Source organism: Prosthecobacter fusiformis, from assembly GCF_004364345.1.
Taxonomy (GTDB): Bacteria; Verrucomicrobiota; Verrucomicrobiia; order Verrucomicrobiales; family Verrucomicrobiaceae; genus Prosthecobacter; species Prosthecobacter fusiformis.
Genome location: NZ_SOCA01000005.1, coordinates 137,440 through 161,813, shown reverse-complemented (window position 1 = coordinate 161,813; position 24,374 = coordinate 137,440). Strand labels below are relative to the sequence as shown.

Sequence of the window (24,374 nt, the reverse complement as noted above, 5' to 3'; positions counted from 1 at the left end):
CATCTGAGTTCCCTTGGCATGTCATCCGCTTTCCCTGACCTCCAATCCTCACGCCTTTATGGCATCGTGGATCTCGGTTACTGCGCCCCCGCGCAGGTGGAGGCGATGACTGCCTCCTTGTGTGAAGGGGGCGTGGATCTGCTGCAGTTGCGAGCCAAAAAGCTCCCTCTTCAGGAGATCGAAAAACTCGCCCGGCTGATGCATCCCATCACCCGGCAGTATCGGGTGCCTTTGATCATCAATGACCATTTAGAAATCGCCGCTAGCATCGGCAGCGAGGGCGTCCACGTCGGCCAGGATGATGACGCCGTGGCCAAGGCCCGGTCCATCGTCGGCCCCGGCGTTTTTGTGGGCAAATCCACCCACAGCCTCGCCCAGGCCATCGCCGCGCAGGAGGAGCAGGCGGATTACATCGGCTTCGGGCCGCTTTATGCCACCGGCACAAAGCCAGACTATGTCCCCATCGGCCTTCAGGACATCACCACCGTTCATCAGCAGGTGCAGTTGCCCATCTTTTGCATCGGCGGTGTCAATGAAGCCCGCCTCCCTGAAATCCTCTCCGCAGGGGCCCGGCGTGTCGTCGTTGTCTCAGCTTTCCTGCTGGCACCGGATGTGCAGTCGTATGTACGTCAGATCAAAGCCTCACTGCACTGACCATGTCCTTTTCATCCACCTTTCGCCTGCTTCTGCTGCTGGCCGTTTCTCCCTTGGCTGCAAACGCCCAGGCTCAAAAGCCACTTCCCCCCATGCTCATGCAGTGGGCCGAGGCACAAAAGGACATGCCAGACATGGTCGTCGCCTTCCGCCAGACCCGCACCACCCCCGCGCTGAAGGCCCCACTCACCACCTCCGGTAAATTCTGGCGCTTCAAAGACGGAGCCTTCCGCTGGGAGCTCGGCCAGCCCGCCGCCACCATCCTCGTTCGGGATCAGTCAGAGTTCCGTGTCCGGGAAGGTGCAGACGGCGCTTGGCAGCCCCTGGATGAAAAAGATGCCCGCTACCGCATGTGGTCCCGTTTCCTCAGCGGCCAGGAAGCTTCCCCCGAAGAACTCCAGCAGCACTTCCTCGTCGATGCCGTCGAGCAGACACCGGACGTCACTGCCATCTCCCTCCGTCCAAAGGCCCCCTTCATCCGCCGTCATCTCCGCCAGCTAGATCTCCAGATCTCCCCCAAAACCTTCCGCCTGCTCCAGTTGCGCGTCCTCCAGGGAGATGGAGCCACGCTCACCATGACCTTTTCAGAGCCTCAATCCGTCTCCATCGCCGAAAAGGCCCAGCTCCTGGCCAGGTAAAAAAGGACCCGCTCAGCCCTCCATCGTCCGGCACGCCACCCGCCCCTCACGCAGCTTCGCCCACCGCTCCTCACCGGACACATCCTGCGGATCAGGCACTGCAGCCAGATCATCCGGCAGCTTCGCCGGGGAAAGGATAGCCAAAAACACCAGCGGCTCCGCATGTGGATTATACGTCGCATGCACCACTCCCGGCGGGATGTGTGCCATCTCGCCCGCCTTCAGGATCCGGCACTCCTCGCCCACCCATTGCTCCGCCCGCCCATAGATCACATAGATGATCTCCTCCCGGTGCGGATGGCAGTGAAAAGGGTGGCAGTGCATCGGTGCCATGTTGGCCCGCACCATCAGCAGCTTATCCGCTTCCACCAGATCCGGCCGGCACAGCCATTCATTGCTCGTCCACGCATTCGTCTCGCGGGCAGCATCGTCAGTCTGGATAAAGCGGGCAGGGGAGTCAGGCATACCATCATCCTAGCCAGCCCCCATTCCCAGATCAATCTCCCAGCCTCGCTTCCTCCCACCTCCACCTATCCGATACCAACCACCGCCGGTTCCATAAATCCGCCTTCACTGCCGCCCGACCTGCCCATTTAAAAAATCGCTAGGCAGGGGAAATCTTACGCGTAATATCTCGCCACCATGCGCACCTCAAATCCACTGCTCAACCAGTCCACCTTCGCACCCGTCGTCGTCCCTGGGGAAAAGCAGATGACCCTGCAGGGCACCGTGAATAAGACCGGTCTCTTCCTGTTGATGACCTTCTTCACGGCCGTCTATACCTGGAATATGGCCATGGAAAACCCCGGCTCCGCCATGACGTGGATCGTCGGCGGTGCCATCGCAGGATTCGTCCTCGCCATCATCACCAGCTTCAAGCCCGCCTGGTCACCCGTCACCGGCAGCATGTATGCCCTGGCAGAAGGCCTCTTCCTCGGCGGCATCTCCGCCATGTATGAAAAGCAGTTCCAGGGCATCGCCCTCCAGGCCGTCCTTCTCACCGGCGGCACCTGCCTCGCCCTGCTCGCCGCCTATTCCATGCGCCTCATCCGCGCCACGGAAAACTTCAAACTCGGCATCTTCGCCGCCACCGGTGGCATCGCCCTCGTTTACCTCACCACCATCGTCCTCGGCTTCTTCGGCATCCAGATCCCATACATCCATGAAAGCGGCCTCATCGGCATCGGCTTCAGCGCCTTCGTCGTCGTCATCGCCGCCCTGAATCTCGTCCTGGATTTCGACTTCATCGAAAACGGCTGCGCCAACGGTGCCCCTAAGTACATGGAGTGGTACGCCGCCTTCGGCCTCCTCGTCACCCTCGTCTGGCTGTACATCGAAATCCTCCGCCTGCTCTCCAAGCTCGCACGCCGGGATTGATCCCCACGCCTCATCCTTCACGTCAGGCAAAAGGGGATCCTTAAAAAATCCCCAAACCTCTTCTTGCCTGCCTTGGGCCTTGCGTTATTTTGCACGCTCCCATGGCCAGCCAACCAGCCATCTTCGGTATTCGAATTATCATCGGGCTCCTCTGCGCCTAACGCAGCCCTAGGAGTCCGTCATGGCCTGTTGTCGCCCGCGCCAAAGTGCGCTCTTTGTGGCACATCATCGCTCCCGCGTTCATCCGGGATGATCCGTCAACCTCGTCCCTTTGCTTCCGCTCGTTGACATTTGTTTGACCCCCTTGACCTCTTTTTAATCCCATCCATGTCAGTTCCAGTTACCATCTATGACACCACCCTGCGTGACGGCACCCAGGGCACCGGCATCTCCTTCAGCACCCTCGATAAAATCCGCGTCGCCGAGCGCCTGGATGAATTCGGCGTCCATTACATCGAGGGCGGCTGGCCCGGCTCCAATCCCAAAGACGCCGCCTTCTTTCAGGAGGCCGCCAAGCGCACCTGGAAAAACGCCAAAATCACCGCCTTCGGCATGACCCGCCGTGGCAAAATCAAAGTCGAGGACGACGCCCAGGTCCAGATGCTCCTGGATGCCCAGACCCCCGCCGTCACCATCGTCGGCAAGACCTGGCCCCTTCACGTCACCGAAGTCTTCCAGGTCAGCCTGGATGAAAACCTCGCCATGATCGCCGATACCGTCGCCTATCTTAAAAAGCACGGCCGCGAAGTCCTCTACGATGCCGAACACTTCTTCGATAGTTTCCGCGAAGACCCCGAATACTCCCTCAAGACCGTCAAAGCCGCCAAAGACGCCGGCGCAGACCTCGTCGTCCTTTGCGAGACCAATGGCGGTGCCCTCCCGGAATGGGTAGAGGAAGTCACCCGCCAGGTCATCGCCCACCTCGGCTGCCCCGTCGGCATCCACACCCACAATGACGGTGGCGTCGGCGTCGCCAATGCACTCGCCGCCGTCCGCGCCGGTGCCTGCCAGGTCCAGGGCACCATCAATGGCTACGGCGAGCGCGTCGGCAATTGCAACCTCATCACCGTCATGCCCAATCTTCAGCTCAAAATGGGCTACGATCTCGGCATCGACCTCACCCGCCTCCGCGAGCTCGCCTTCTTCGTGGATGAGCTTGCCAATGTCCCTCACGATATCCGCGCCCCATACGTCGGCCTCGCCGCCTTCACTCATAAGGGCGGCCTCCACGTCCACGCCGTCCAAAAGCTCGCCCGCACCTACGAGCACGTGGATCCCTCCCTCGTCGGCAATGAGCGCATCATCACCATCTCAGACATGTCCGGCCAGTCGAACGTCCTCATGAAGGCCGAAGGCATGGGCGTCCCCCTCACCAAAGGCAGCCCCGAAGTCCAAAAAATCCTCGCCACCGTCAAGCACCTCGAAAGCGAAGGCTTCGAATTCGAAGCCGCCGAGGCCAGCTTCGAGCTCCTCATCCGCAAGCAGCTCGGCCAGCAGACCCAGCTTTTCGACCTCATCGAATACCACACCACCCACCGCCACCACCCCGGTCGCACAGGTGAAACCACCGAGGCCACCGTCAAAATCCAGGTCAATGGCAACGCCGAATACACCGTGGACGAAGGCGACGGCCCCGTAAATGCCCTGGATAAAGCCCTCCGCAAAGCCCTCCTCCCGCATTTCCCCCACATCGCCCAGGTCCGCCTGGAAGACTACAAAGTGCGCATCATCGATAGCGGCAGCGGCACCGCCGCCAAGACCCGCGTCCTCGTCGTCAGCAGCGATGGCACCCGCACCTGGGGCACCGTCGGCGTCTCCACCAACGTCATTGATGCCAGCTGGCAGGCCCTCGTGGACAGCCTCGAATACTACCTCTTCAAGCGCCCCTAAACCGCCCTCCAGCACGGTCCAAAAAACTCAAAATAGCAGGGCAGGGGGGCCACCTCCTGCCCTCCTTCGTTCCCCCCAGCCATTGGGCATAGCCATCCGCCTGCGCTTCCCCCGTACCAGACATCAAATCTAGTAAATCCCTCAGATTTCGAAGCCCCGCCCAGCCCCGCCAAAGTACTCCCGAGCTTTAGCTCGCCAAAACCTCGATCAAGATCCAACCCACTTTGCTAACCCGCCCGAGCAGAGTCACCAAGGAGTGAGGGCGTCTCGCCCTCATAGCGGAGCACACACACTCCCGTCCGCATTCAAACCATACGCGGCACAGCCGCCACTTCAAAGTACTACCACCACTCCCGCCCGCGTCTAAACGGCCTCACCTCACAAAAGGCCCCCGCAAGCATCCCAAGGAGTGAGGGCGTCTCGCCCTCATATCACAGAAGGTGAGGCAACAATCTCCGTGCCGAGCAGAGCACACACATTCCCGTCCACAATTCGTTGTGTAGTCCCGCATCCATGCGGCATGCCGGAAAACAAGGAGTGAGGGCGTCTCGCCCCCACAGCAGAGCACACACACACCCTGTCCGCAATCCGTTGTGTAGTCCCGCATTCATGCGGCATGCCGGAAAACAAGGAGTGAGGGCGTCTCGCCCTCACAGCGGAGCGCGGACACTCCTGTCCGCATCCAAAACCCCAGCGGCGCAGCCGCCACTATTCAAAGTGCTTCCACCATTCCCACCCGCCACGCTGTACCAAAAAATCCCCATCGCCCCCAGCCCCAAAGGGGCGCGACACCAAAGCCCAGGGCCAACGAGCCTTAGCGAGCGCAGCCCTGGGTGAGAATACACGCCCACAAGTCCTCTCCCAAAGCCCTGCAAGGGCGAGACATCGCCCCACGAATCGCCAATTTCGCACGTCCTCACCAAGAGCGTCCCCGAAGCCCCCAGCATCCCGCCTCCCATAAAAAACCGCTCTGCTTTCGACGGCCATCCTCCCGCGTGCCACCTTGAAACCACCAGACCAGGCGCAACCCTCCCACCAAAGGCCAACCTCCTCATAACCCCACCCAGGCCCCCAAATCCGACCTTCAACCCCTCATTCAATAACTACATACAATGTATGTAATGTGAAATGTAAAAGGTTGACAGCCGGGAGAATTGTGCTTGCGCGTGTATTACGGAGTATTACACTCCTCTTGCTGATTCTTTGAACCTTTCAGTTCGTCATTCTGCTGGTAACAGGATGGCATTAAGCGTCGGAGTCGTTAGGCTCCGACGCTTTTTTTATGAACTGTGCTGATTTGCTTCTGAAATTCATCCAAGTGCTAGCGACGACATCAATTGGTGTTGCTACAGGCATAATCGCCTATCATCAATTTCGTTTGGCTCGGCATAAATTGAAGGCGGACCTTTTCGACAAGCGCCTTCAAGTTTTTTTTGCAACTCGAGAATATTTGAATTCGATTTTGGGGAGCGGCAAAATAGATGGATCAGCGTTGTTTCAATTTTACTTAGCCGTTTCTCATGCAGAATTTCTCTTCGGTCCCGAAATTAAAGACTACCTGCAAGACCTGGATAAAAGAGGGCATGCACTAAAAACTGCCTTTGATTCAGGCAAAGGCTCGGATTTACCTGCAGGCGATCCTAGGAAGCTGGAGGCCATTGGACTTGAGAATCAAATCTTTGAAAGCATGGTAGGTGAAATCGGCACTCTGCGAAAAAAATTTACTCCATACCTAGACATCTATAATTTTGATTGACACTTTTTGGAACTCTGCACAATTTAGCTCGGCGTTTCCAGCGCCCCGATTACCAGTCGGCTATCAGCAAAACAATGAAGGGTTCAGAAACACAGCGACGCGTGCCCAATGGGATTTCGCGTATTCAGCCCCTCTTTTGAGTGGGTGCCCTGCCCTGGTCGGCATGATTCGACCCTTAGGCCGCTTAAAGAGGAAATCCAACTCTTGCTACCGTTTCTGACCCCTTCACAACCGAAGGTTCAAAATGGAAAGACGCATAAGCACGTCTGAAATCCTCCTTTCCCGCCCGGTTGCCCGGCCTCAGGCTGAGAGCTAGGACAGACTCTTTGCCGCAGATAATCCCCAGCCAGACAGGCCACGCATTCGCAGCCATCATTCACCCCAAACCCATTCGCCAGCCCACTGAATCGGTGCCTCAGTCCCCCATGTCCAAAATCCTCGACCTTCTCGCCCCGTGGCTGCCCATCTTACTGGCTGCCGCTGCCATCTTGATGGTGCTGAGCGCGGTGCTGCCATGGATCACCCGCAAACGGGGCGGCAGAGGCGAGTCCTTCAAATACCGGCTGCACGATGCCCTTCTAACCGCAGCGGAACGTTCCTTTTTCGGGGTTCTTCAGTCCGCCCTTTCCCCCGCGCATCTCATCACTTTTAAAGTCCGCATCGCCGATGTCATCACCCCGCAGAAAGGCCTGTCGGGTTCCCAGTGGCAAAAGGCTTTCAACCGGATCAGCGCCAAGCACATCGATTTCCTCATCTGCCGCGCCGATGACCTCTCCCCCGTCCTCGCCATCGAGCTGGACGATGCCAGCCATCAAGGAGAAAAGCGCATCCAGCGGGACCAGATGGTGGATTCCGCCCTGGCCTCTGCGGGCCTACCTCTGCTGAGAATGCCCGCCCGCAAAGCCTACAGCCCGGCCGAACTGCGCCAAAAAATCGCCTCCATCCTCTCCCAGCGCTGAATTTCCTTCGGGAGACAGCCCCAGCGCAAAGACGGAGCCGCCCTACCCTTTGTCGGCTCAGGGGCATAAATACCCCGCATTGTCGCTTGATCGGAGCGCCCAGGATTGCTATCTGCACGCCGTCTTTTAGAATATTCTCCCCTCACCCGGCCTCGCTGGCCCCGATAGCGTCGCTTCGGCCATCACTCCCTCCAGGGCCTTTTAGTTATGAATACTGACGTGGAACTCGCCCAGTTGTTGACTGTTTCATTCGGCCTCGCCGTCGCAGCAGGAGCCGCCTTTTTCGGAGCCTGGCTGGCCTTTCTCGCCCAGCGTCATGCCCAGAGAGTGGATCGCCATCACCGCCTCAAAGGACTCCTGGCTCTGTCCGGACTGGAAAGCCGGACCCAGATTTCCGCCTTGGAAACCCTGCTCACCGCCCTCAACAAACTGGAAGACGAATTCAAAAAAGACGGTGCTGAAATCACCATCCCCACCGTCGTTTCCCATCGCGAAGCTCTTACCCGCATCAAATTCGAGCTCGTATCCCTCCAGCCAGAGACCGCACTCCTGCCCGAACTGATCCAGGCCGAAACCCACCTCCTCACCCTCGAAAAAGAGGTCCAGACCTTCGAGGACCGTGTGTACCACTACCTGGCCGAATACGCCACCTACCCCGACCTGATCCCCAATCCGGCCAAAGAAGTGACGGCCCACATCGCCCGCGTCCGCACCAGCCTCTTCCCCGCCCGCGACTCCGTCCAAAAAGTCAACGCCACCAGCCGCCAGCTCAGCCAAGCCCAAGAATACCCCCCAAATTTCTTCAGCTTCCTGTCCTAACCAACGCCCCCAGGAAGCCCCCATGTAGCTGCGTCCGCCAGGACGTGGAAGGTTTCAGGAATGCACCGAGCCGCAGCGCCTCCACCGGGCAGTCCACGCCTAAAATCCTAAGCAAAAATCGATAAACCCGTGACACAAGTCAATCCGACTATGAATAAAGCTACGTTGATCAATATAAATACAAAATCCAACGAAACCCATTCAAAACGTAATAACCCCTCATAACACATTAATAATAAAGATATATTAATATTCAAGCAAACCCTTTCCAACGCCCATTCTGCAATCATCTACATAGCCATCACCACCCACCCCCATTCAGCATCGGCTCTAAATTTCAAGCTCAACATCACCACAGACAATAAATCCTTAAATCACTCATCATCTACACATAAATAAACGATTGTTATCGCGATAACCATTTAATCCAACGGCGAGTATAAATACCAAACCACCTCCTTAACCCCAATCAAAAGCCCAGGCACCCCCAAAAAAGCCCCTCAAAACATTATTATTTAAGAAATGTTAAAAGTAAACATAACCATCTCATAACCAACCAAATCCAAACCTTCGACCCCTCCTTTCCCCCACCTTTTTCCAAACCCCCAAACCAAAACTCCCTCCTGACGGCCTACCAACTCCACAGCCTCTCAGTCCCCTCACCACCCCTCCAAAATTCCCCACTTAGCCCAAGTCCGGGGTGGACCCCCTTGCCAAAACCAGGCCCCCTATCGAAATTAGTCCTGCCCTGTCCCGCTCCATGCCATCCCTCCCCTTCCCCGTTCCCCATCGAATTCCCCATGGGGATGCGTTTCCCCATGAAATCCCCATGCACAAACCCTTCAAAATCAACCCGCTAACCCTGAAAATCCCCAAATGGGGATAAAATGCAAATGTTCCCCATCCCCATTGATGCCTCCAACAACCCGATAATCCGAACCTAATTTCATAAAAACCATAAAAGACCAATTAACAACCACAACTCGCTAAACCGTTGGGTACCATTACCAGCGTTTCAGTCGGCATCCCCTTCCCTGCTCATCGCAAAATCGGCACACTTCAGCGCAATCCTTGCAAGACTGCCAGCAAGCGGCACGGTTACATGGCTGACGCTTTCGTCTTTCCTTTTCCCCCATGCGTATGTCACTCTCGGCATACGCTTTTAGAAATCTGTTTCCTCCCCATGTCCACTGTCGCCGTCCGCTCTGCCGCCCTGCCCCCCGCCATCCCTGGACTTGTGAGGCGATTCCGGCAGCCGAAGAAAAATATCCCGCAGACCAAGCAGGACCGCGACTTCGTCCTCCAGGCCGTGCGCGAATACGCCGAGCAGACCAAGCTCGTCCCCCCCGTGCCGATTGATGAGCTCCAGGTCCATACGGATAAGATCATGGCCCTCAATGGCATTGAGAAGATCTACCGGGACTATACCGGTGTGCTCCTGGCCAATGAAACCTGGCGCGAATCCCTGGCCACCGTCCCTTTTGAAAAGCGCCTCCTGCTGATGCCCAAGTGCCTGCGCATCGAAAGCAAATGCCCGGCCCCCTTTGATGAATTCGGCCTCCTTTGCAAACAGTGCGGCCTGTGCAGCATCCAGGACTTCCAGAACGAAGCCGAAAAGCTCGGCTATGCTGTCCTCGTCGCCGAAGGCAGCGCCATCGTCATGTCCCTCATTCAAACGGGCAAGATCGAGGCCATCGTCGGCATTTCCTGCCTAGCCGTTCTTGAGCGCACCTTCCCTTATGTGGAAGCCGCCGCCATCCCCGCCGTGGCCGTGCCTCTCCTTCAGGATGACTGCATTGATACCACCGTGGATGTGGACTGGGTGTGGGACTACATCCACCTCACCAGCGAGGACAAGACCCGCCGCCTCAACCTCAATGACCTGCATGACGAGGTCAAAACCTGGTTCACCCCGGAATCCCTGGACGCCCTCCTCGGCAAACCCACCTGCCAGACGGAGCAGATCGCACGGGACTGGCTCGGCCGTGCCGGCAAGCGCTGGCGTCCCTTCCTCACCATCGCCGCTTACCAGGCCCTGCGTGAAGATCCCGAAGCCCCCATCTCCGATGACCTCAAACTGGCCGCCATCTCCGTGGAGGCCTTCCATAAAGCCTCCCTCATCCATGACGACATCGAGGACAACGACGCTGAACGTTATGGCGAGCCGACCCTCCATTCTGAATACGGCATCCCTGTCGCCCTGAATGTCGGCGATCTCCTCATTGGAGAAGGTTACCGCCTCCTGGCTGAAATGCAGTGCGCCAGCCACATCCGCAGCGCCACTCTCAAAGTCGCCGCCGAAGGCCAGCGCGAACTCTGCCGTGGCCAGGGTGCCGAACTCCTGTGGAACAACCACCCCGTCGCCCTTTCCAACACCCAGGTCCTGGAAATCTTCCGCAGCAAAACCGCCCCCGCCTTTGAGGTCGCCCTCAAAATCGGCGCCGCTATGGCCGGCCAGCTTGATGAAACCGCCGATGCCCTCCACTCCTACAGTGAAAACCTCGGCATCGCCTACCAGATCCGCGATGACCTGGATGACCTCGGCGACGACTCCGCTGCAGACAATGATGTGAGCATCCGCCCCAGCATCATCCTGGCCCTCCTGCGCGAGCGTGGTAAAGGCGAGGTGAAGGAGATCATGGAAGCCCTCTGGAGCGGCCAAGCCACCACCCTGCCGGATAAACCGACCATCCGCCAATGGGCCGAGGAATCCGGAGCCTACGACAAAACCACCCTCATGCTGGAAACCTACAAGGAGGCCGCCATCCGCAGTCTTCAGGAAGTCGAGCTGCCCAACCTCAAAGGTCTGCTCCGCCGCGTCATTGGCAAGATTTTTAATGAACTCGAAATCAAAGGCTGGTGCCGCGAATTCGAGCAACGGAACGCCAATCCTGATGCCCGTGAAGCCGCCGCCAAGGCCGCCGAGCATCTCGTCCCGAATGTCGTCGTAGCCGCTTGAAGATCAAGGTCTCCATCCCTTTAACCCCAAATCCTAGCCAATTAGCCTCAAGTTTCTCAAAACTAAGGGGCTAGAAGGGTCCGTCCCCCTCGGATGCAGGATTCCCGTGTTGACGCCAACACGGAATCAAGATAGGAACGATATCTCAGCGCAAAACATGGAAGATCTCCCGGACTCTAGAATTCTCATCGTGGACACCGATCCCGACTTCCTCGTCTGGGCTGCTGGTCATTTGAAAGCACCCGGGGTGGATGTCAGTACCGCAGAAAGAGCGGAGGAAGCATTGGCCAATTATCAAAAAAGCCGTGCCGATCTTGTCCTGGCGGAAGTGCGCCTGCCCGGCACCTCTGGCATCGAACTCCTCAAAAGACTGCGCCAGACCGATCCGAATGCGATGGTGATTCTGTTCAGCGGCATCGCCAGCACCAGCAACGTCATTGAGGCCATGCGTCTCGGTGCCTACGATGTGCTGGGCAAGGAAAAGCTGCCCTATGAACTGCGCACCGTGGTGGAAAGCGCCCTGCGCGCCAATGAATCCCGCCGCGTCACCCGCGCCAATGCTTTAGAAGTCCCTGCCGAAACCATCCAGGAGACCATCATCGGCCGCTCCGGCCCGATGCAGGACGTCTTCAAGATGATCGGACGCGTCTCCCGCAGTGACGCACCTGTCATGGTCACCGGTGAAAGCGGTTGCGGTAAGGAATTGGTGGCCCGTGCCATCCATAAGTTCAGCCCGCGCACCACCAAGGAATTTGTCGGCATCAACATCACCTCCATTCCGGACAACCTGATGGAGAGCGAGATCTTCGGTCATGAAAAAGGCAGCTTCACCGGTGCCGTGACCCAGCGCGTGGGCCGCTTTGAACAGTGCGATGGCGGCACCCTTTTCCTGGATGAAATCGGCGACATGCCCTTGGCTGTGCAGAGCAAACTGCTCCGCGTGCTCCAAGAAGGCGAGTTCTGCCGCGTCGGTAGCAATCAGGTCCTCAAGTGTGATGTTCGCGTCCTCGCCGCCACTAACAAGGACCTCGAAGCTGAAGTGGCCAAGGGCACCTTCCGCGAAGACCTTTTTTACCGCCTTAACGTCGTCCGCATCCACATCCCGCCGCTTCGTGAACGCCGTGAGGATGTGCGCCTGCTGGCCGAATTCTTCCTCCACCGCCAGTCCGCCCGCCGTCGCGGCCTGACCATGCGCTTCACCGAAGATGCCCTGGCCCTGCTTGAGGCCTATGACTGGCCCGGCAACGTCCGCGAGCTGGAAAACACCATCCAGCGCGCCTGCGCCCTGTCCAATTCGGACGTCCTCCTCGCCTCAGACATTCCCCTCGGCAGCACCGGCAGCCGCCATGGCAATTCCGCCAGCACCGTGACCCGCATGCGCGATGCCCTGACCATGTTGCTCAATACCGCCCAAAGCAGCCCCGACATCGAGCTGCTCCCTTGGGTGGAACGCGAGCTTTCCCGCATGGCCTTCCGCCACTACGAAGAAGATTCCGCCAAAGCCTCCAAGCTCCTCGGCATCAGCACCTCCGAGTTGCAGGTCAATCTCGGCGCCCCCGCAGTTAAGAAGGTCGCCAGCAAGAATGTTGGTTAGGCCAAGGCCTTCCCCTTGCCCTAAAATAAAGGCAGGACCACTCGGCCCTGCCTTGTTATATTCTTTGTTAGACCGCCCGATGACCCAGGAGTAACCCCGGGTCCGCCTTCCAGCTCGGTTCAACCTCCGTAGAAGCTGGCGATCTTCTCATTCACCGAGCGCAAGCGTCGTGCGATGGTCTTGCCCACCCCGATGAGAAGCCAGGCCGCAGCCCGTGGATACTCATTGATGTAGGACTCCAGGCTCTTCGAATCAATGTACCACACCTGGCTGAAGTCCACCGCCGTGACCGTCGCACTGGCGGCCGAAGGATCCAGCAGGTTGATCTCACCCACCGTCTCACCGGACTGCACACTGCCCAGCAATACCTTGTGCCCGCTGCGCATAGCAGTGGCGTGGAGCTTGCCTGAGATGATATAATACAGCCCGGTCTGAACCATGCCTTCTTCGATCAGATGCTGGCCAGGCTGCACAGGCCGGAATTCACCGTAGCCGCTGAGGATGTCACGATCATCATCCCCCAGTGGAAGGAGAATGCCGATAGGAGGAAGTTGGGGTGTGGAGAAATCAGCGCTCATTTTTCAGGAGAATTTCATTTTTTAGGGGCAGTTGAGAAGAATGGCAAGCCTATGGAACAAGAAAGCACGAAATCAGCCACTCAAACTCCGATAGGGATGTGAAATGACGGGCGTTGACTTATGATGGGTGTGGCGACTGCTATTCTCTGGCCTCCAGCTTCTAAATTTTGCTGGATTTCCCAGGTGACCTGTTCAAAATCGCCCCTCCACACCATCTGCCAAACAAAGACCAACCAACATGTCCGATACAAATTCATCCTGCTGCAGCCGCCTCGACCTCGCTTTCGCCAACCTGATCACACGTCTCTGGGTGGCCTTGCGCCTCGGTATGGCCGGTGTGGACAAGTTCCGCTCAGGTGACGGTGCTGCCGCTACGTTCAACTCCGTCAACTACGAAACCAAGACGGGCCTGATCGCCAAGCTCATGACGGAAAACAGCATGCTGCCTGCCTTCCTTCCAGCTTCCGCCATTGATGCGTATGCACATAGCATCGGTTATATCCTCCTCGCCGTTGGCCTTTGGGTCGCCGTTGGTCTTCTCAGCGAATTCGCCCTGCTGGCTGCTGGCCTATCCTTCCTTTCCCTGGGTTTCGGTCTTGCCGCCCTGCCAGATGACCTGGAACTGACCGCCAACATCGGCGTCGGCATCCTTCTCACCGCCTTCGCCCTTTACACCAACCGCAGCGGCTACCTGTCCGTGGACGGTCTGCTGGGCCGCATGCGCTCGAAGAAAAAGGTTATCATCACTGAAGGCTGATCGCCGCTGCGCATCGTAAACACGAGAAGCTATGAGCACGACTCCTTCCTCATCCCCCAAGCCCAGCGGGCTTACCAAGTTCATGGACCGCCGCTCGTTCCTGCGCACCAGCGCGGTCAGCGGGGCAGGTCTCTACCTAGCCACCAGCAAAGGCGCCATCGCCCAAGGCAGCGAAGCTGGCCGCACCGTGAAGTGCGCCCTCGTCGGCTGCGGTGCCCAGGGTGACCGCCTGCGTGTGGCCGCCTCCAAGATCATGACTGGCATCCAGTGGGTGGCCGTCTGTGACATCTGGAAATACAACCGCAATCCGGTCGCCCGCCGGATGGAGTACGAAAACAAGCATCAGGTGGAAGGTCCCGTGACCCAGTATGAGACCATCGAAGAGATGCTGGAAAAGCAGCCTGACATTGAGGCTGTCTTCATCGCCACTCCCGACCACCTTCATGCTCCGTTTTCACGCATGTGCCTGGAAAAGGGCAAGTCCGTGTATTGCGAGAAGATGATGTCCAACACCATTGAAGGTGCACGGGACATGGTGAAAGCCGGCCGCGATAACAACGGCATTTTCCAGATCGGCCACCAGCGCCATTCCAATCCGCGTTACATGCACCTTCGGGACAAGATCGTTAAAAACGATCTCCTGGGCCGCGTCACTCATTGTTATGGTCAGTGGAACCGCGGTGTCGCTGCTTCCCAGCCTTTAGGTATTCCAAAAAACCAGACTATCCCTACCGAAATGCTGGCGAAGTATGGCTTCGGTAGCATGGAAGAATTCCGTAACTGGCGCTGGTTCGCCAAATACGGTGGCGGCCCTATTTCGGACCTTGGTGCCCACCAGATCGACATGTTCAACTGGATGTATGAAACGACTCCCGTTTCTCTCTATGCAGCCGGTGGTGTGGACTATTATGACGGCACCGCCGGACCTGATGGTGCACCGAAGGCCAAGTTTGAGCTGCCGGACAACGTGATGTGCCTCTATGAATACAAACTGCCTACCGGCACGATGCGCGCCTATTATCAGGTGCTCACCACCACCGGCAGCCAGGGCTATTATGAGAAGCACATGGGTGTGAATGGCTCTGCCATTATCTCTGAAAGCCCAACGTATAACCAAGTGTATGCCGAACCCGGCCAGGACTGGACTCAGTGGACCACGGGTGATAACCCGCTGCTGGTGAAGTCTCCGGATGCGGTGAAAAACAAGTTCTGGGAGCATAACCGCTCCTGGGCCAAGCCCGCACCGAAGTCCTATGCCGTTAGCGGCGTGGCCAAGGCTGTGGCTGATGCCCGTGAATCGAAAGCTCTCGATCCTTGGGAAATCCCGGTCATTCTTGAAGTGTATCCGCATACACCGCACGTGGCCAATTTCATTGAGTCCGTGCAGCGCAAAGATCCGGCTCACCTGACCTGCAACGTCATGGATGCCTTCAAGTCCTGCGTCACTGTTCTCAAGGCTTATGAATGCCTGAAGACCGGTCAGAAATACATGTTTACCCCTGAAGACTTTACGGTCTAATCCGTCTGATCCTGGAGCCAGGCCTCACGCTTGGCTCCAGGCACTTCACCAACCAACGATTCCCCCAAATGAAACACACGACCCTTGCCCTCGCTGCCATCGCAGCTCTCAGCACTTCGGTTTCCGCTCAGGAAATGGAAGAAATCAAAATCGAGTTCCCGAAGCCTATGTTCATCGGTACTCCGGTGCCAGCGAAGCTTCCAAACCTGGAGCAGCCTGATCCTTCCAAAATCATCAAGTCCTTCCAAGCCCCTAAAGGCACGGTGAATCTGGCCCTGGAAAAGGAAGTCACCTCCAGTGACCCAGCTCCAATCATCGGCGAACTGACCCTGGTGACCGATGGCGACGCCGACGGTTCCGATGGCTGCTTTGTCGAACTGGCTCCTGGTCCTCAGTGGGTGCAGATCGACCTGGGTGCTTCTACCACGATCAACAAAATCGCTACCTGGCACTACCACAAGCAGGCACAGGCTTATGTGGACGTGATCATTCAGGTCTCCGACGACAAAGAGTTCAAGACCGGTGTCACCACCCTCTTCAATTCCGATCATGACGACACTCTGAAAATGGGTGCCGGTGCTGATCCTGCTTACATTGAAACCAACCACGGTCGCGTGATCGATGGCAAAAACACCAAGGCCCAGTACGTCCGCCTTTACAGCAATGGCAACACCTCCAACGAGATGAACCATTATTGCGAAGTCGCCGTTTATGGCGTTCCTGGCAAGTAAGCCGACAAATCTGATTTGAATCTTAACCGCCGCCGGAGAAATCCTGCGGCGGTTTTTCGTTACCAGCCAAGAGCTATGCGTCAGAGCTACATCGCCATCCAAGGACCGCTTTCCAGGACGATTGGCGGCACGAGGCTGCGCCAGCGGTCATCACGCTGCAGGATCATCTGCCGGACATCAGCGCTGGTTTGGAAAATGTTATCTTCAAGCCCATTGCGGATGGGGTGGATGGAACCTGTATCAAGGAGATAATTGAGCAGATGCTGCTGGTCCCGGGTCACCCTGGCATGGCGTGCATCACGCACCTTTCCTGTCATGGGATCCCCTGCTGGATAGACGTATAAACGCACTTGGTTACGGAACAGGCGGCCAAAGGCCTCCATCAACCCGCCTTCCAGATCTGTATACCAACGCTCATTGAAGAGCTCTTCAAACAACGGTAATCCTAGGATGATGCCAATGGGTTCGTGGGTGTGCCGGGAGAGGAAGCCGCTGAGGCGGTGAAACTCCGCATACTTGGAGATGAGCACGTTTTTACCCAGTGATTGCAACACGTCCGCACGAGCCAGGAAGTTGTCATATTCAACCGAGCAGTCCTCCATGCAGAGGAGGTTATGCATGGTGATTTCGAGAATCTCGATATGGTTTTGTGCCAGAGGTCCAAAGTCCTCCGTGAAAGCCCGCTCGCCCTGCTGGAGCATGTCCAGATTGACGCGGGTGATGGGATCAAAACTGCCTCGGTTGAGCAAAACAGGGCGTTTATAAAGGATGTCTGATGCCTGCCAGATCTCACCATTGGCACCAAAGAGGGCGGCATCGGCAAGGTCACTGCGGACGAGTTCCAGGGCGACAAGACGGTCCTGATATACAGGGGCATCAAAGGCTGGCCCGGTGAAGTCCACCATGTCAATCTCCACCCGCCAGCGGGAGAGCTCATCCATGAGGCTGTGAAGAAAAGTAGGCAAGTGGTCCCGCAAATGGTAAGCCGCGTAGAGGAGATTGACGCCCAGGATGCCTAGAGCCTCCGCCTGGCGGGCATTGGTGGCATCAAGCAGGCGCACATGCAGTTGAATATCGCTGCTGGGACCTTGCGGATCCGTTTGAAACCGCAGCCCCATCCAGCCATGACATTCTTCCTTGGTATCACGGAAACCCTTGGCGCGGACGGTATTGGCCAGGGCAAAGAAGGTGGTCCCCTGCCCTCTCTTATCTGCGAGGCGTTCATGAACAATCTGGTATTCATGGTCCAGCATGGCCTGCATGCGCTGCCGGGAGACGTAACGGGCGCTCTTGCCATAGATCTCATCACTGAAGGTCATGTCATAGGCGGACATGGTCTTGGCCACAGTGCCGGAAGCCCCGCCCGCACGGAAAAACCAATTGGCGATCTCTTGCCCCGCGCCGATTTCGGCAAAGGTGCCGTAAACACGATGGGCGAGATTCAGCTTCAACGCTTTTTCCAGCGTTCCAGGGCGGTCATGGGGGATCCCGTTCATAGACAGAAGAGGGTACGCGGGAGAAGCCTGGGGGGAAGTAGAGATTCTGTTTCATAAGATCATCTTTTGCGTTGACGGAGTGCCCACTGTCGCGCTAATAGTCACCCCTGCCCGCACTGCGGCAGACAGTTTTGGTGAGATGGCTGAGTGGTCGAAAGCACATCTTTGCTAAAGATGCGTAGCCTTACCGCTACCGAGGGTTCGAATCCCTCTCTCACCGCCACTGTCCCCCAAGCGCCTTCAATTGCTTAGACGGGCTTGACTTAGATGGCAGCATCCTCTGATTGCCTTATTCAAAGGCACCTTGCAGCTGTTCTCAGTAATGACGCTTTCCGGGAACTGTTTGCTGCCTCGCATCAGGCCTAACAATGTTTGCGTTTTGGCGCATCCTTTATCAGTTGCTCGGACACCTGCCAGAGATGATCGCAGGCAATCGAATCCTTCGCCTGAGAAGGGATTTTAGATAATGCGGGATAGCCGCGTATTTCGCCCATTTGATTAGGCCCGTAATAAGCGCCTGGTTTTGCTTCGGGCGATGTCGCTGCAAATAGCGTGGGGAGAGCTCCTTGCGACGCAGGTTGAAACAGAAACCACAGAAATGTTCGTGCCATACCCGCAAGGCTCCAGCGACCTGGCGCATTGTGCAGAAGATTTGTGCGAGATATGCCAGGATGCGCGGCAATGCTGGTGAGTCCCCATCCACCCGCATCACTGCGCCGTTGCAGTTCGAAGGCGAACATCAGACAGGCGAGCTTTGACTGGCTGTAAGCGCGCATCGGCGCATAGCTCTGTTCTGACTGCAAATCGCCGAAGTTGATTGCACCGTTCCGCGCAGCAATGCTCGATAGCGAAATCACACGCGCCTCCGAGCCTTTGCGTAGCAACGGCAGAAGCGCAGCAGTAAGTGCGAAATGACCGAGATAGTTGGCCCCGAACTGCAACTCGAAGCCATCCGAAGTTTTCAGTCGTTTGGGAGGCGTCATTACCGCTGCGTTATTGATAAGCAAATCAAGGCTTTCCCGCTGACGGCGCAGTCGTGCACCGAAATCCGTCACAGACTGGAGACTGGCCAGATCTACTTGCTCAAAAACGACGTTTGCCGAAGAAACTTCAGCACGAATTTTTGCCACCGCATCCGCGCCTTTTTGTGGATTGCGTCCCGCGATGATAACCTCACCTCCACCGCGTACGATTTGCAATGCGTTTTCAAATCCCAACCCCCCTGTGCCGGTGATGACGACCGACCGTCCTTTTTGAGAAGGCATTTGGGCGGCAGTCCACAAGGCAACCGCCTCGCTACTGTTTTGATTAGATGTGTTTGCCATAATTTCGGTTACAATTCTTGATATTAATGAGCGTCTAGACGCTCTATTATTGCTAATAAAAAATTAATTTACCGCCCGCCAAAAGGTTTCAAATCCGACTTTGCAGTGCTTTTTTGCGTTGGCGGGATCACTGATCATGAAATCCATTGTCGCTTCAGCGAGGGAGTTCATCAGTGCTCCGACAAAACTCATGGGCACGTTGCGTAGCGAGCCGCCAATTCTAATTCGCTCCATCAAATCGATTATGTCAGCCATGATCTTGCTACCAGCGGCGCGGCTTTCCGATGTGATGAGATCGGAAACGGCAAGCTGTGCCATCGCACGGCGCTTTCCCGGATAGGATGTGGCCCAATTCATCCAAGCTGCCCAGAAGTAGGAAGCCTGCTCTTGAAGCTCAGCCTTTGCCGGGAATTTTTTCATCGCTGTCTCCACCATCCCTGTTTTCAACTCAAGATAAAGCTGGTTGTATAAATCGGCTTTGGTGGGGAAATAGGTGAATAAAGAACCATTAGAGATGCCAGCCTCCTTTGCGATGGTGGCCGTCGGCGCGCTCAAGCCTTGCGCGACGATCACACGAATCGCCGCGTCCAAAATCGCGTTACGCTTATCGTTACTCTTGGGGCGGGCCATGATTTAAAATATTAAAGAGTGACTGATCGGTCAACTAAAACCTTATTCTTTTCATTTTTTAGATGGCTTGGAGATTCCGTTCTCTTCTATTAGGATGCGGTGTCTGGCGGGGCGGCACCGGTCACACCAAGCATGAATGGTCTCAATTAAAGCAGCATTCGTGTTAGGCATTTTCTACGTCTCGATACCTGCTCAGCAAGTTCTCCGGTACGTTTGCATCCGGCCCTTCACCTGTGGGCCTAACCAAATGAATGTATGCCAAGCTGGCGTGGCATGCCGCTAGCTCTGATTTGACCTCACATCGAGTCTCTAGCCGAGCTGCCATCGGTCACCTGCCTCAGGGTGGTCAATATTGTTTCAGCTGTATAAGGCTTGGCAAGAAAGTGGTGGATGCCCATGGCCGCAGCCTTGGCGGAGCCTCCGCGGGCGTTGAGACCGCTGGCGGCGACAATGCGCACGTCCGGGTTCATTCGTTTCAATACTTCAATGGTGGAAGGTCCGTCCATGACGGGCATCATCATGTCCGTCAAGACCGCCTCGACGGCCTTGCGGTGCTGTGCGTAAAGGGCAACCGCCTCGGTGCCGTCCTTGGCGGTGAGCACACGATAACCGTAGGCCTCCAATGTCTGGCTGGTGATGGAACGGACCGCTTCCTCGTCATCCACCACCAGAATCAGTTCACCCCGGCCCCGCGGATGCGTTTGATCCATCGGCGGTCTGGAAAACCCGGACGAAGCCGCCATGGGGAAGTGAACTTTGAAAGAAGTGCCGCCGCCCAATTCGCTGTAAACATTGATGAAGCCGCCGTGGCTTTTGACGATGGCAGCCACTGAAGACAATCCCAAGCCAGTGCCTTTGCCTACTTCCTTAGTCGTAAAGAACGGATCAAAAATCTTGGCCCGGACGTTATCAGGAATGCCGGTTCCCTCGTCGGCCACACGGATCATCACATAAGGGCCGCACTTTATGTCCGGAGTCATCGCACCATAGGTCTCGTCAACGTTGACCACTGCGGCTGTGATGTCCAGACAGCCGCCGGAGGGCATGGCATCCCGCGCATTGACACAAAGATTCAAAAGCACCTGGTGGACCTGCGTTGCGTCTCCCATGAATGAGGGAAGGACAGGAGGCAGGTCCGTGCGCAGCAGGATGTCCCTGGGGAAGGTGTCCTGCACTATTTTTTGGATCTCCCCGATGACCACACGCGGGTCCACGGGCAGCCGCTGGCCGTCAGCGCCCCGGGCGAAAAGGAGCACCTGCTGCACCATATCGGCACCGCGTTTGGCACTGCCCTCAATCGTCGTGAGAATGCTCACCAAGCCGGGTTCCTGAATCGAAAGCTTCAAGAGGTCAATGGACATCATGATGGGCAGCAGTACATTATTCAGGTCATGCGCGATGCCTCCAGCCAGGGTGCCGATGCTGTCCATCCGCTGCGCGCGGAGAAGGTGGTCCTCCACTTTCTTCTTCTCGGTGATGTCTGAATTGATCACAAGGATGGCTTTGGGACCTCCCTCACCATCCCTCACAAGAGTCCAGCGGCTTTCAACAATGATCTTGGTGCCGTGTTGGCTTGCCTGGTTTAGCTCGCCCACCCATTCACCTCTGGCCAGCACGGCCTGGAGGGCTTCTTCATCAACGACGGCGTCTGCTTTCAACAATTCTGCGACGTTGCGACCCAGCGCCTCCTCTGATGTCCAGCCGTATAGGCTTTCGGCGCTCCTGTTCCAATAGGTTAGACGGTTATCCAGGCCCCGCACCAGGATGGCATCACGTGCTTTGTCGAGGAGCGATGCCTGCTCGCGAAACTGCTCTTCAAGCCGACTGCGCTGGGCGACCTCGCGCTTCAGTTCCTCATGGGCGCGCTGTTCTTTCTCCCGGCTGCTCACCGCCTCCTCCATCATCCTCAACGCGGCCTGGCGTGACTCTTCTAGCTCAGCGGTTCGCTGCCGGACCAGACGGTCAAGGTCGTCCATCTTGAGGGTGGCACTTTCTGCCAGACGCCACTTCGCAGTCAGGGCATTAGCCAGTTGCTGGACTTCAATGCGGTCGAAAGGTTTTTTCAGGATGACCAACCTGTCTTGAGGCTGAATTCTGGCCTGCATCTCCTCCCATGAACAGTCGGAGTAAGCGGTGCAGATGACCACCTGAAGGCCGGGGCTAACCTCCCACAAACGGCCGGTGGTTTCAATGCCGTCCCAGCCAGGCGGCATGCGCACATCAATGAAAGCCATCGAATACGGTCGCCCCTCCGCCAGCGCCTGTTCCACCTTTTGCAGTGCTTCAGCTCCTTGCGAGGCGCAGTCTATTTCATACCAAAGCTTTTGCGGCTTCCCGAAAATGCGAGCTTCAATATCCTCAAGGTCGGATTCTTCCGCCGACGGCGGCCCTAGAATTTTCCGAAAGTCATCATGGATGGCGCGGTTGTCGTCTACGACCAAAATGCGCTGATGGAGTTCGGGGAAGAAAGCTGTCATGAGTATGGAGCAGGCGGGCTTACAGGGGTAGCGCCAGGGTAAAAGTGGCGCCGCGCCCGAGGCCGTCACTGTGGACTTTGAGAGTGCCGCCGAGGGCGCGTGCGGCCAGGGCACCGCTGTGCAGGCCAAAGCCATGGCCATCTACTCGGGTGGTGAAGCCATGCTGAAAGACGCGGGTGAGGTTCTCCGGCGGGATTCCTACACCGCTGTCGGCGATGGCTATGTTTACCGTGTCCATGCCATCCTGCGAAATACGCACATGGACGTGTTTGTCGTCGTGATCACCATCGACCGCCTGTTTGGCATTGCTTAGCAGATTCACCAAAATTTGCAGGACTTGGTGCCGGTCAGTGGTGATCACTGGTACGTCCGCGTAGTCCCTCACTAGGCTGATCTCATGACGCTGGAGCGCCGCGCTGTTGATGCGGATAGCCTCTTCCACAAGCTCCACAGGGGGCACCGACTCCAGCACGGTGGAGCCACGCGCGTTGCTCTGCTGCATCGCCACCACTTCCTTCACGTGGTCAATGTTTTTGCGTAGCAACCGGACTTCTTCAAGGATAGCATTCTGTGGCCCGGCCAGGGATTCTGACACTTTGATGATGTAGGCTGGCAGCTCGCGACCGCGCGGGTCATGGGTGAGGAAGTTGGGCAGGTCGTCTCCGTGCTCGCGCAGCATTTCTGCAACGGCGACGAGGCGGTTAAGACGAAAATTCTGCACCTTTTCCGCCACGGTTTCGGCGGAGACATTGACACTGTTGAGCACGTTGCCCACGTTGTGCAGAACATTGGTGGCCACCTCCGCCATGCCCGCATGGCGCGATGCGTCCAGCAACTGGCTGTGCACCGTCCTTAGTTCCGCTGTCCGCTCCTGGACCTCATGTTCGATCACGGATTTTTGACTCTCCAGGGCAGCCTGGCGGGTGGCCACATCCATGCGGTCCCGCAGACTGTTGCGAATGGAAATGAGAAGAAAAGTGTCCTCGAATAGCACCCAGGCGGCATGCTCCAACCAGCGCCAGGAACTCGCGGTCAAAACACCAAAAACGGACTGCGGCCACAACAGCCCCCGCAGCAGGTGGTCGCTAGCCACGACCAGGGTGGCAGTCAACAACACCCGCCAGTCCAGATAAAAGGCCAGAAAAGCCAGGGAGCCAAAAATATGAAAATGGGTTTCGATTCGTCCGCCCATCAGGTGGATTAACAGCGCCGAGGTCAGCGGCTGACCCACAGCGATGGTCAGCCGGGTGCTCAGCTTTCCTGGCTGCTTCCAGGCCAGGAAAATGGGCAGTGAGCTGATGACACCCCCAAGCAGGACGGCGGCCCAGACGTGAATGTGGACCTGGCTGGAAGAGCCGGACCAAGTCATCGGAGAAATCCATAAGGCGGCAACGATGCCTGCCAGCCATTGAATGGCCATCAGCACGGCAAACATCCGGTCCGTGCGCCGGTACACCAGTTCCCGGGAGTTCGTATAAAGCTCCTGAGCGCGGTCAGAAAGCCGGCCCAGGTTGGCGTAGCTAGAAAACGTGGGAAACAAAGTTGAAATTGAATTCATGGTGCACTTTCAGGCTCACACAGGGCGCAACCAAACACGGGCGTCTCAATGACACCCGCGAGTTTCTTTTCCAGCAGAGTCAGCACAGCCTGCTGGCCCGCACTGTCACCGGCATGGCCCCGCGCCGCCGTGATCCCGCCCTCGAAAACAAGTTTTGCGCCGCCATCATAAAGCAGTGTTTGTCCCGAAGTGGCGGCGTGAAAGAGTTCTGCCTCCCTGCCATCATCATCCAGTTTTACAGTGATTCCTGGAATCAGCGCCGCCTTCTGCCAGAGTTCGTCTTTCGCCCATTCCACACCTGTCCCTTTGGGTCTAACAAAAAGTAAACACGTGTCAAAACGGCCAGGAGCCTGCGCCAGCAACCTCTCCAGTTCACCCAGGCTAGCGCTAGAACAAGGGCATTTGGGATGTACAAACATCAGCATGACAGGCTGACCCGCCGGACCAGGGACAACGCTCTCTTGTGGCCATCGCAATGGTGCTTGGGCGGGCACTCCATTGACTTCGGAATGCCGCATCATTATCAAAGTGCCACTCACTACAGCGACCGCCCAAAGCGCGAAAAAACTCAATCTGCCAAGCTTGGCCAGATCCATTCCTTCGCGGTTGCCGCCCATGCCCGGTTTCTGGCATGGGCTTAGCTCACCTGATGGTGTA

The 24,374-nt window shown here is 57.0% G+C and carries 20 protein-coding genes and 1 tRNA gene; 13 read left to right on the top strand and 8 right to left on the bottom strand.

All coding sequences use genetic code 11. The annotated features are described in order from the left end of the window. Positions 1–18: 18 nt before the first annotated feature. Both thiE and EI77_RS14600 read left to right on the top strand, forming a co-directional pair. A complete protein-coding gene (gene thiE / locus EI77_RS14605) occupies positions 19–654 on the top strand; it encodes a thiamine phosphate synthase (protein WP_133796030.1) in 636 nt (211 codons plus the stop codon). Positions 655–656: 2 nt separating this feature from the next. After that, entirely contained in the window at positions 657–1,292 is a 636-nt protein-coding gene (locus EI77_RS14600; RefSeq protein WP_133796029.1) for a LolA family protein, read from the top strand. 12 nt (positions 1,293–1,304) lie between these two features. Here the strand turns inward: EI77_RS14600 and EI77_RS14595 are convergent, their stop codons facing one another. Then, a complete protein-coding gene (locus tag EI77_RS14595) occupies positions 1,305–1,757 on the bottom strand; it encodes a cupin domain-containing protein (RefSeq protein ID WP_133796028.1) in 453 nt (150 codons plus the stop codon). Between the two features lie 177 nt (positions 1,758–1,934). On the opposite strand from EI77_RS14595, the gene EI77_RS14590 reads away from it, so the two are divergent. The 7 genes from EI77_RS14590 (at position 1,935) to EI77_RS14560 (ending at position 12,646) form a co-directional block, all read left to right on the top strand. Continuing rightward, positions 1,935–2,669 carry a Bax inhibitor-1/YccA family protein gene (locus EI77_RS14590; RefSeq protein WP_133796027.1) on the top strand — a complete coding sequence of 245 codons (735 nt, stop codon included), beginning with the start codon at positions 1,935–1,937 and terminating at the stop codon, positions 2,667–2,669. A gap of 327 nt (positions 2,670–2,996) precedes the next feature. Next, complete coding sequence (gene cimA / locus EI77_RS14585; RefSeq protein WP_133796026.1) at positions 2,997–4,559, top strand: citramalate synthase; 1,563 nt, start codon at positions 2,997–2,999, stop codon at positions 4,557–4,559. A 1,282-nt stretch (positions 4,560–5,841) separates the two neighbouring features. Next, positions 5,842–6,315 carry a hypothetical protein gene (locus EI77_RS14580; protein ID WP_133796025.1) on the top strand — a complete coding sequence of 158 codons (474 nt, stop codon included), beginning with the start codon at positions 5,842–5,844 and terminating at the stop codon, positions 6,313–6,315. A 425-nt stretch (positions 6,316–6,740) separates the two neighbouring features. Then, the gene (locus EI77_RS14575) at positions 6,741–7,274 is read left to right on the top strand and encodes a DUF2726 domain-containing protein (RefSeq protein WP_133796024.1); all 534 of its coding nucleotides are present in this window, start codon (positions 6,741–6,743) and stop codon (positions 7,272–7,274) included. A 207-nt stretch (positions 7,275–7,481) separates the two neighbouring features. Next, positions 7,482–8,093, top strand: coding sequence for a hypothetical protein (locus EI77_RS14570; protein WP_133796023.1), 612 nt, complete (start codon positions 7,482–7,484; stop codon positions 8,091–8,093). A 1,183-nt stretch (positions 8,094–9,276) separates the two neighbouring features. Beyond that, complete coding sequence (locus EI77_RS14565; protein WP_133796022.1) at positions 9,277–11,052, top strand: polyprenyl synthetase family protein; 1,776 nt, start codon at positions 9,277–9,279, stop codon at positions 11,050–11,052. A gap of 157 nt (positions 11,053–11,209) precedes the next feature. Then, positions 11,210–12,646: a sigma-54-dependent transcriptional regulator gene (locus EI77_RS14560; RefSeq protein ID WP_133796021.1), complete on the top strand. Its 1,437-nt coding sequence runs from the start codon at positions 11,210–11,212 to the stop codon at positions 12,644–12,646. Between the two features lie 119 nt (positions 12,647–12,765). On the opposite strand, the gene EI77_RS14555 is transcribed toward EI77_RS14560, so the two are convergent. Further along, on the bottom strand, positions 12,766–13,224 hold the full coding sequence (locus EI77_RS14555) for a Crp/Fnr family transcriptional regulator (RefSeq protein ID WP_133796020.1): 459 nt from the start codon (positions 13,222–13,224) through the stop codon (positions 12,766–12,768). 238 nt (positions 13,225–13,462) lie between these two features. Here EI77_RS14555 and EI77_RS14550 point away from each other — a divergent pair, with 238 nt between their 5' ends. From EI77_RS14550 to EI77_RS14540, 3 genes are all read left to right on the top strand, one after another. Beyond that, positions 13,463–13,981, top strand: coding sequence for a hypothetical protein (locus EI77_RS14550; protein WP_133796019.1), 519 nt, complete (start codon positions 13,463–13,465; stop codon positions 13,979–13,981). A 31-nt stretch (positions 13,982–14,012) separates the two neighbouring features. Then, positions 14,013–15,500: a Gfo/Idh/MocA family protein gene (locus EI77_RS14545; RefSeq protein ID WP_133796018.1), complete on the top strand. Its 1,488-nt coding sequence runs from the start codon at positions 14,013–14,015 to the stop codon at positions 15,498–15,500. A gap of 68 nt (positions 15,501–15,568) precedes the next feature. Beyond that, complete coding sequence (locus tag EI77_RS14540) at positions 15,569–16,231, top strand: discoidin domain-containing protein (protein ID WP_133796017.1); 663 nt, start codon at positions 15,569–15,571, stop codon at positions 16,229–16,231. A gap of 86 nt (positions 16,232–16,317) precedes the next feature. Here the strand turns inward: EI77_RS14540 and EI77_RS14535 are convergent, their stop codons facing one another. Continuing rightward, on the bottom strand, positions 16,318–17,727 hold the full coding sequence (locus EI77_RS14535) for a TonB-dependent receptor (protein ID WP_133796016.1): 1,410 nt from the start codon (positions 17,725–17,727) through the stop codon (positions 16,318–16,320). Positions 17,728–17,860: 133 nt separating this feature from the next. Between EI77_RS14535 and EI77_RS14530 the strand changes: the two genes are divergently transcribed. Continuing rightward, positions 17,861–17,950: transfer RNA gene (locus tag EI77_RS14530), tRNA-Ser, on the top strand. Between the two features lie 139 nt (positions 17,951–18,089). Here the strand turns inward: EI77_RS14530 and EI77_RS14525 are convergent. From EI77_RS14525 to EI77_RS14505, 5 genes are all read right to left on the bottom strand, one after another. Continuing rightward, positions 18,090–19,052 carry an SDR family oxidoreductase gene (locus tag EI77_RS14525; RefSeq protein ID WP_133796015.1) on the bottom strand — a complete coding sequence of 321 codons (963 nt, stop codon included), beginning with the start codon at positions 19,050–19,052 and terminating at the stop codon, positions 18,090–18,092. Between the two features lie 63 nt (positions 19,053–19,115). Further along, the gene (locus EI77_RS14520) at positions 19,116–19,682 is read right to left on the bottom strand and encodes a TetR/AcrR family transcriptional regulator (protein WP_133796014.1); all 567 of its coding nucleotides are present in this window, start codon (positions 19,680–19,682) and stop codon (positions 19,116–19,118) included. Between the two features lie 296 nt (positions 19,683–19,978). Further along, the gene (locus tag EI77_RS14515) at positions 19,979–22,159 is read right to left on the bottom strand and encodes an ATP-binding response regulator (protein WP_166647270.1); all 2,181 of its coding nucleotides are present in this window, start codon (positions 22,157–22,159) and stop codon (positions 19,979–19,981) included. A gap of 19 nt (positions 22,160–22,178) precedes the next feature. Next, positions 22,179–23,717: a sensor histidine kinase gene (locus EI77_RS14510; protein WP_133796012.1), complete on the bottom strand. Its 1,539-nt coding sequence runs from the start codon at positions 23,715–23,717 to the stop codon at positions 22,179–22,181. After that, a complete protein-coding gene (locus EI77_RS14505; RefSeq protein WP_133796011.1) occupies positions 23,714–24,136 on the bottom strand; it encodes an MBL fold metallo-hydrolase in 423 nt (140 codons plus the stop codon). The genes EI77_RS14510 and EI77_RS14505 overlap by 4 nt, the downstream gene beginning before the upstream one ends. Between the last annotated feature and the right edge of the window lie 238 nt (positions 24,137–24,374).

Excerpts from the sequence above, each read along its gene's own strand:
- EI77_RS14600 (WP_133796029.1), top strand. The coding sequence starts at position 657 with ATGTCCTTTTCATCCACCTTTCGCCTGCTTCTGCTGCTGGCCGTTTCT.
- EI77_RS14535 (WP_133796016.1), bottom strand. The coding sequence starts at position 17,727 with ATGAACGGGATCCCCCATGACCGCCCTGGAACGCTGGAAAAAGCGTTG.
- EI77_RS14555 (WP_133796020.1), bottom strand. The coding sequence starts at position 13,224 with ATGAGCGCTGATTTCTCCACACCCCAACTTCCTCCTATCGGCATTCTC.
- EI77_RS14540 (WP_133796017.1), top strand. The coding sequence starts at position 15,569 with ATGAAACACACGACCCTTGCCCTCGCTGCCATCGCAGCTCTCAGCACT.
- EI77_RS14570 (WP_133796023.1), top strand. The coding sequence starts at position 7,482 with ATGAATACTGACGTGGAACTCGCCCAGTTGTTGACTGTTTCATTCGGC.
- EI77_RS14575 (WP_133796024.1), top strand. The coding sequence starts at position 6,741 with ATGTCCAAAATCCTCGACCTTCTCGCCCCGTGGCTGCCCATCTTACTG.
- EI77_RS14565 (WP_133796022.1), top strand. The coding sequence starts at position 9,277 with ATGTCCACTGTCGCCGTCCGCTCTGCCGCCCTGCCCCCCGCCATCCCT.
- EI77_RS14545 (WP_133796018.1), top strand. The coding sequence starts at position 14,013 with ATGAGCACGACTCCTTCCTCATCCCCCAAGCCCAGCGGGCTTACCAAG.
- cimA (WP_133796026.1), top strand. The coding sequence starts at position 2,997 with ATGTCAGTTCCAGTTACCATCTATGACACCACCCTGCGTGACGGCACC.
- EI77_RS14560 (WP_133796021.1), top strand. The coding sequence starts at position 11,210 with ATGGAAGATCTCCCGGACTCTAGAATTCTCATCGTGGACACCGATCCC.
- EI77_RS14590 (WP_133796027.1), top strand. The coding sequence starts at position 1,935 with ATGCGCACCTCAAATCCACTGCTCAACCAGTCCACCTTCGCACCCGTC.
- EI77_RS14595 (WP_133796028.1), bottom strand. The coding sequence starts at position 1,757 with ATGCCTGACTCCCCTGCCCGCTTTATCCAGACTGACGATGCTGCCCGC.
- EI77_RS14550 (WP_133796019.1), top strand. The coding sequence starts at position 13,463 with ATGTCCGATACAAATTCATCCTGCTGCAGCCGCCTCGACCTCGCTTTC.
- thiE (WP_133796030.1), top strand. The coding sequence starts at position 19 with ATGTCATCCGCTTTCCCTGACCTCCAATCCTCACGCCTTTATGGCATC.
- EI77_RS14580 (WP_133796025.1), top strand. The coding sequence starts at position 5,842 with ATGAACTGTGCTGATTTGCTTCTGAAATTCATCCAAGTGCTAGCGACG.
- EI77_RS14525 (WP_133796015.1), bottom strand. The coding sequence starts at position 19,052 with ATGGCAAACACATCTAATCAAAACAGTAGCGAGGCGGTTGCCTTGTGG.
- EI77_RS14520 (WP_133796014.1), bottom strand. The coding sequence starts at position 19,682 with ATGGCCCGCCCCAAGAGTAACGATAAGCGTAACGCGATTTTGGACGCG.
- EI77_RS14505 (WP_133796011.1), bottom strand. The coding sequence starts at position 24,136 with ATGTTTGTACATCCCAAATGCCCTTGTTCTAGCGCTAGCCTGGGTGAA.
- EI77_RS14510 (WP_133796012.1), bottom strand. The coding sequence starts at position 23,717 with ATGAATTCAATTTCAACTTTGTTTCCCACGTTTTCTAGCTACGCCAAC.
- EI77_RS14515 (WP_166647270.1), bottom strand. The coding sequence starts at position 22,159 with ATGACAGCTTTCTTCCCCGAACTCCATCAGCGCATTTTGGTCGTAGAC.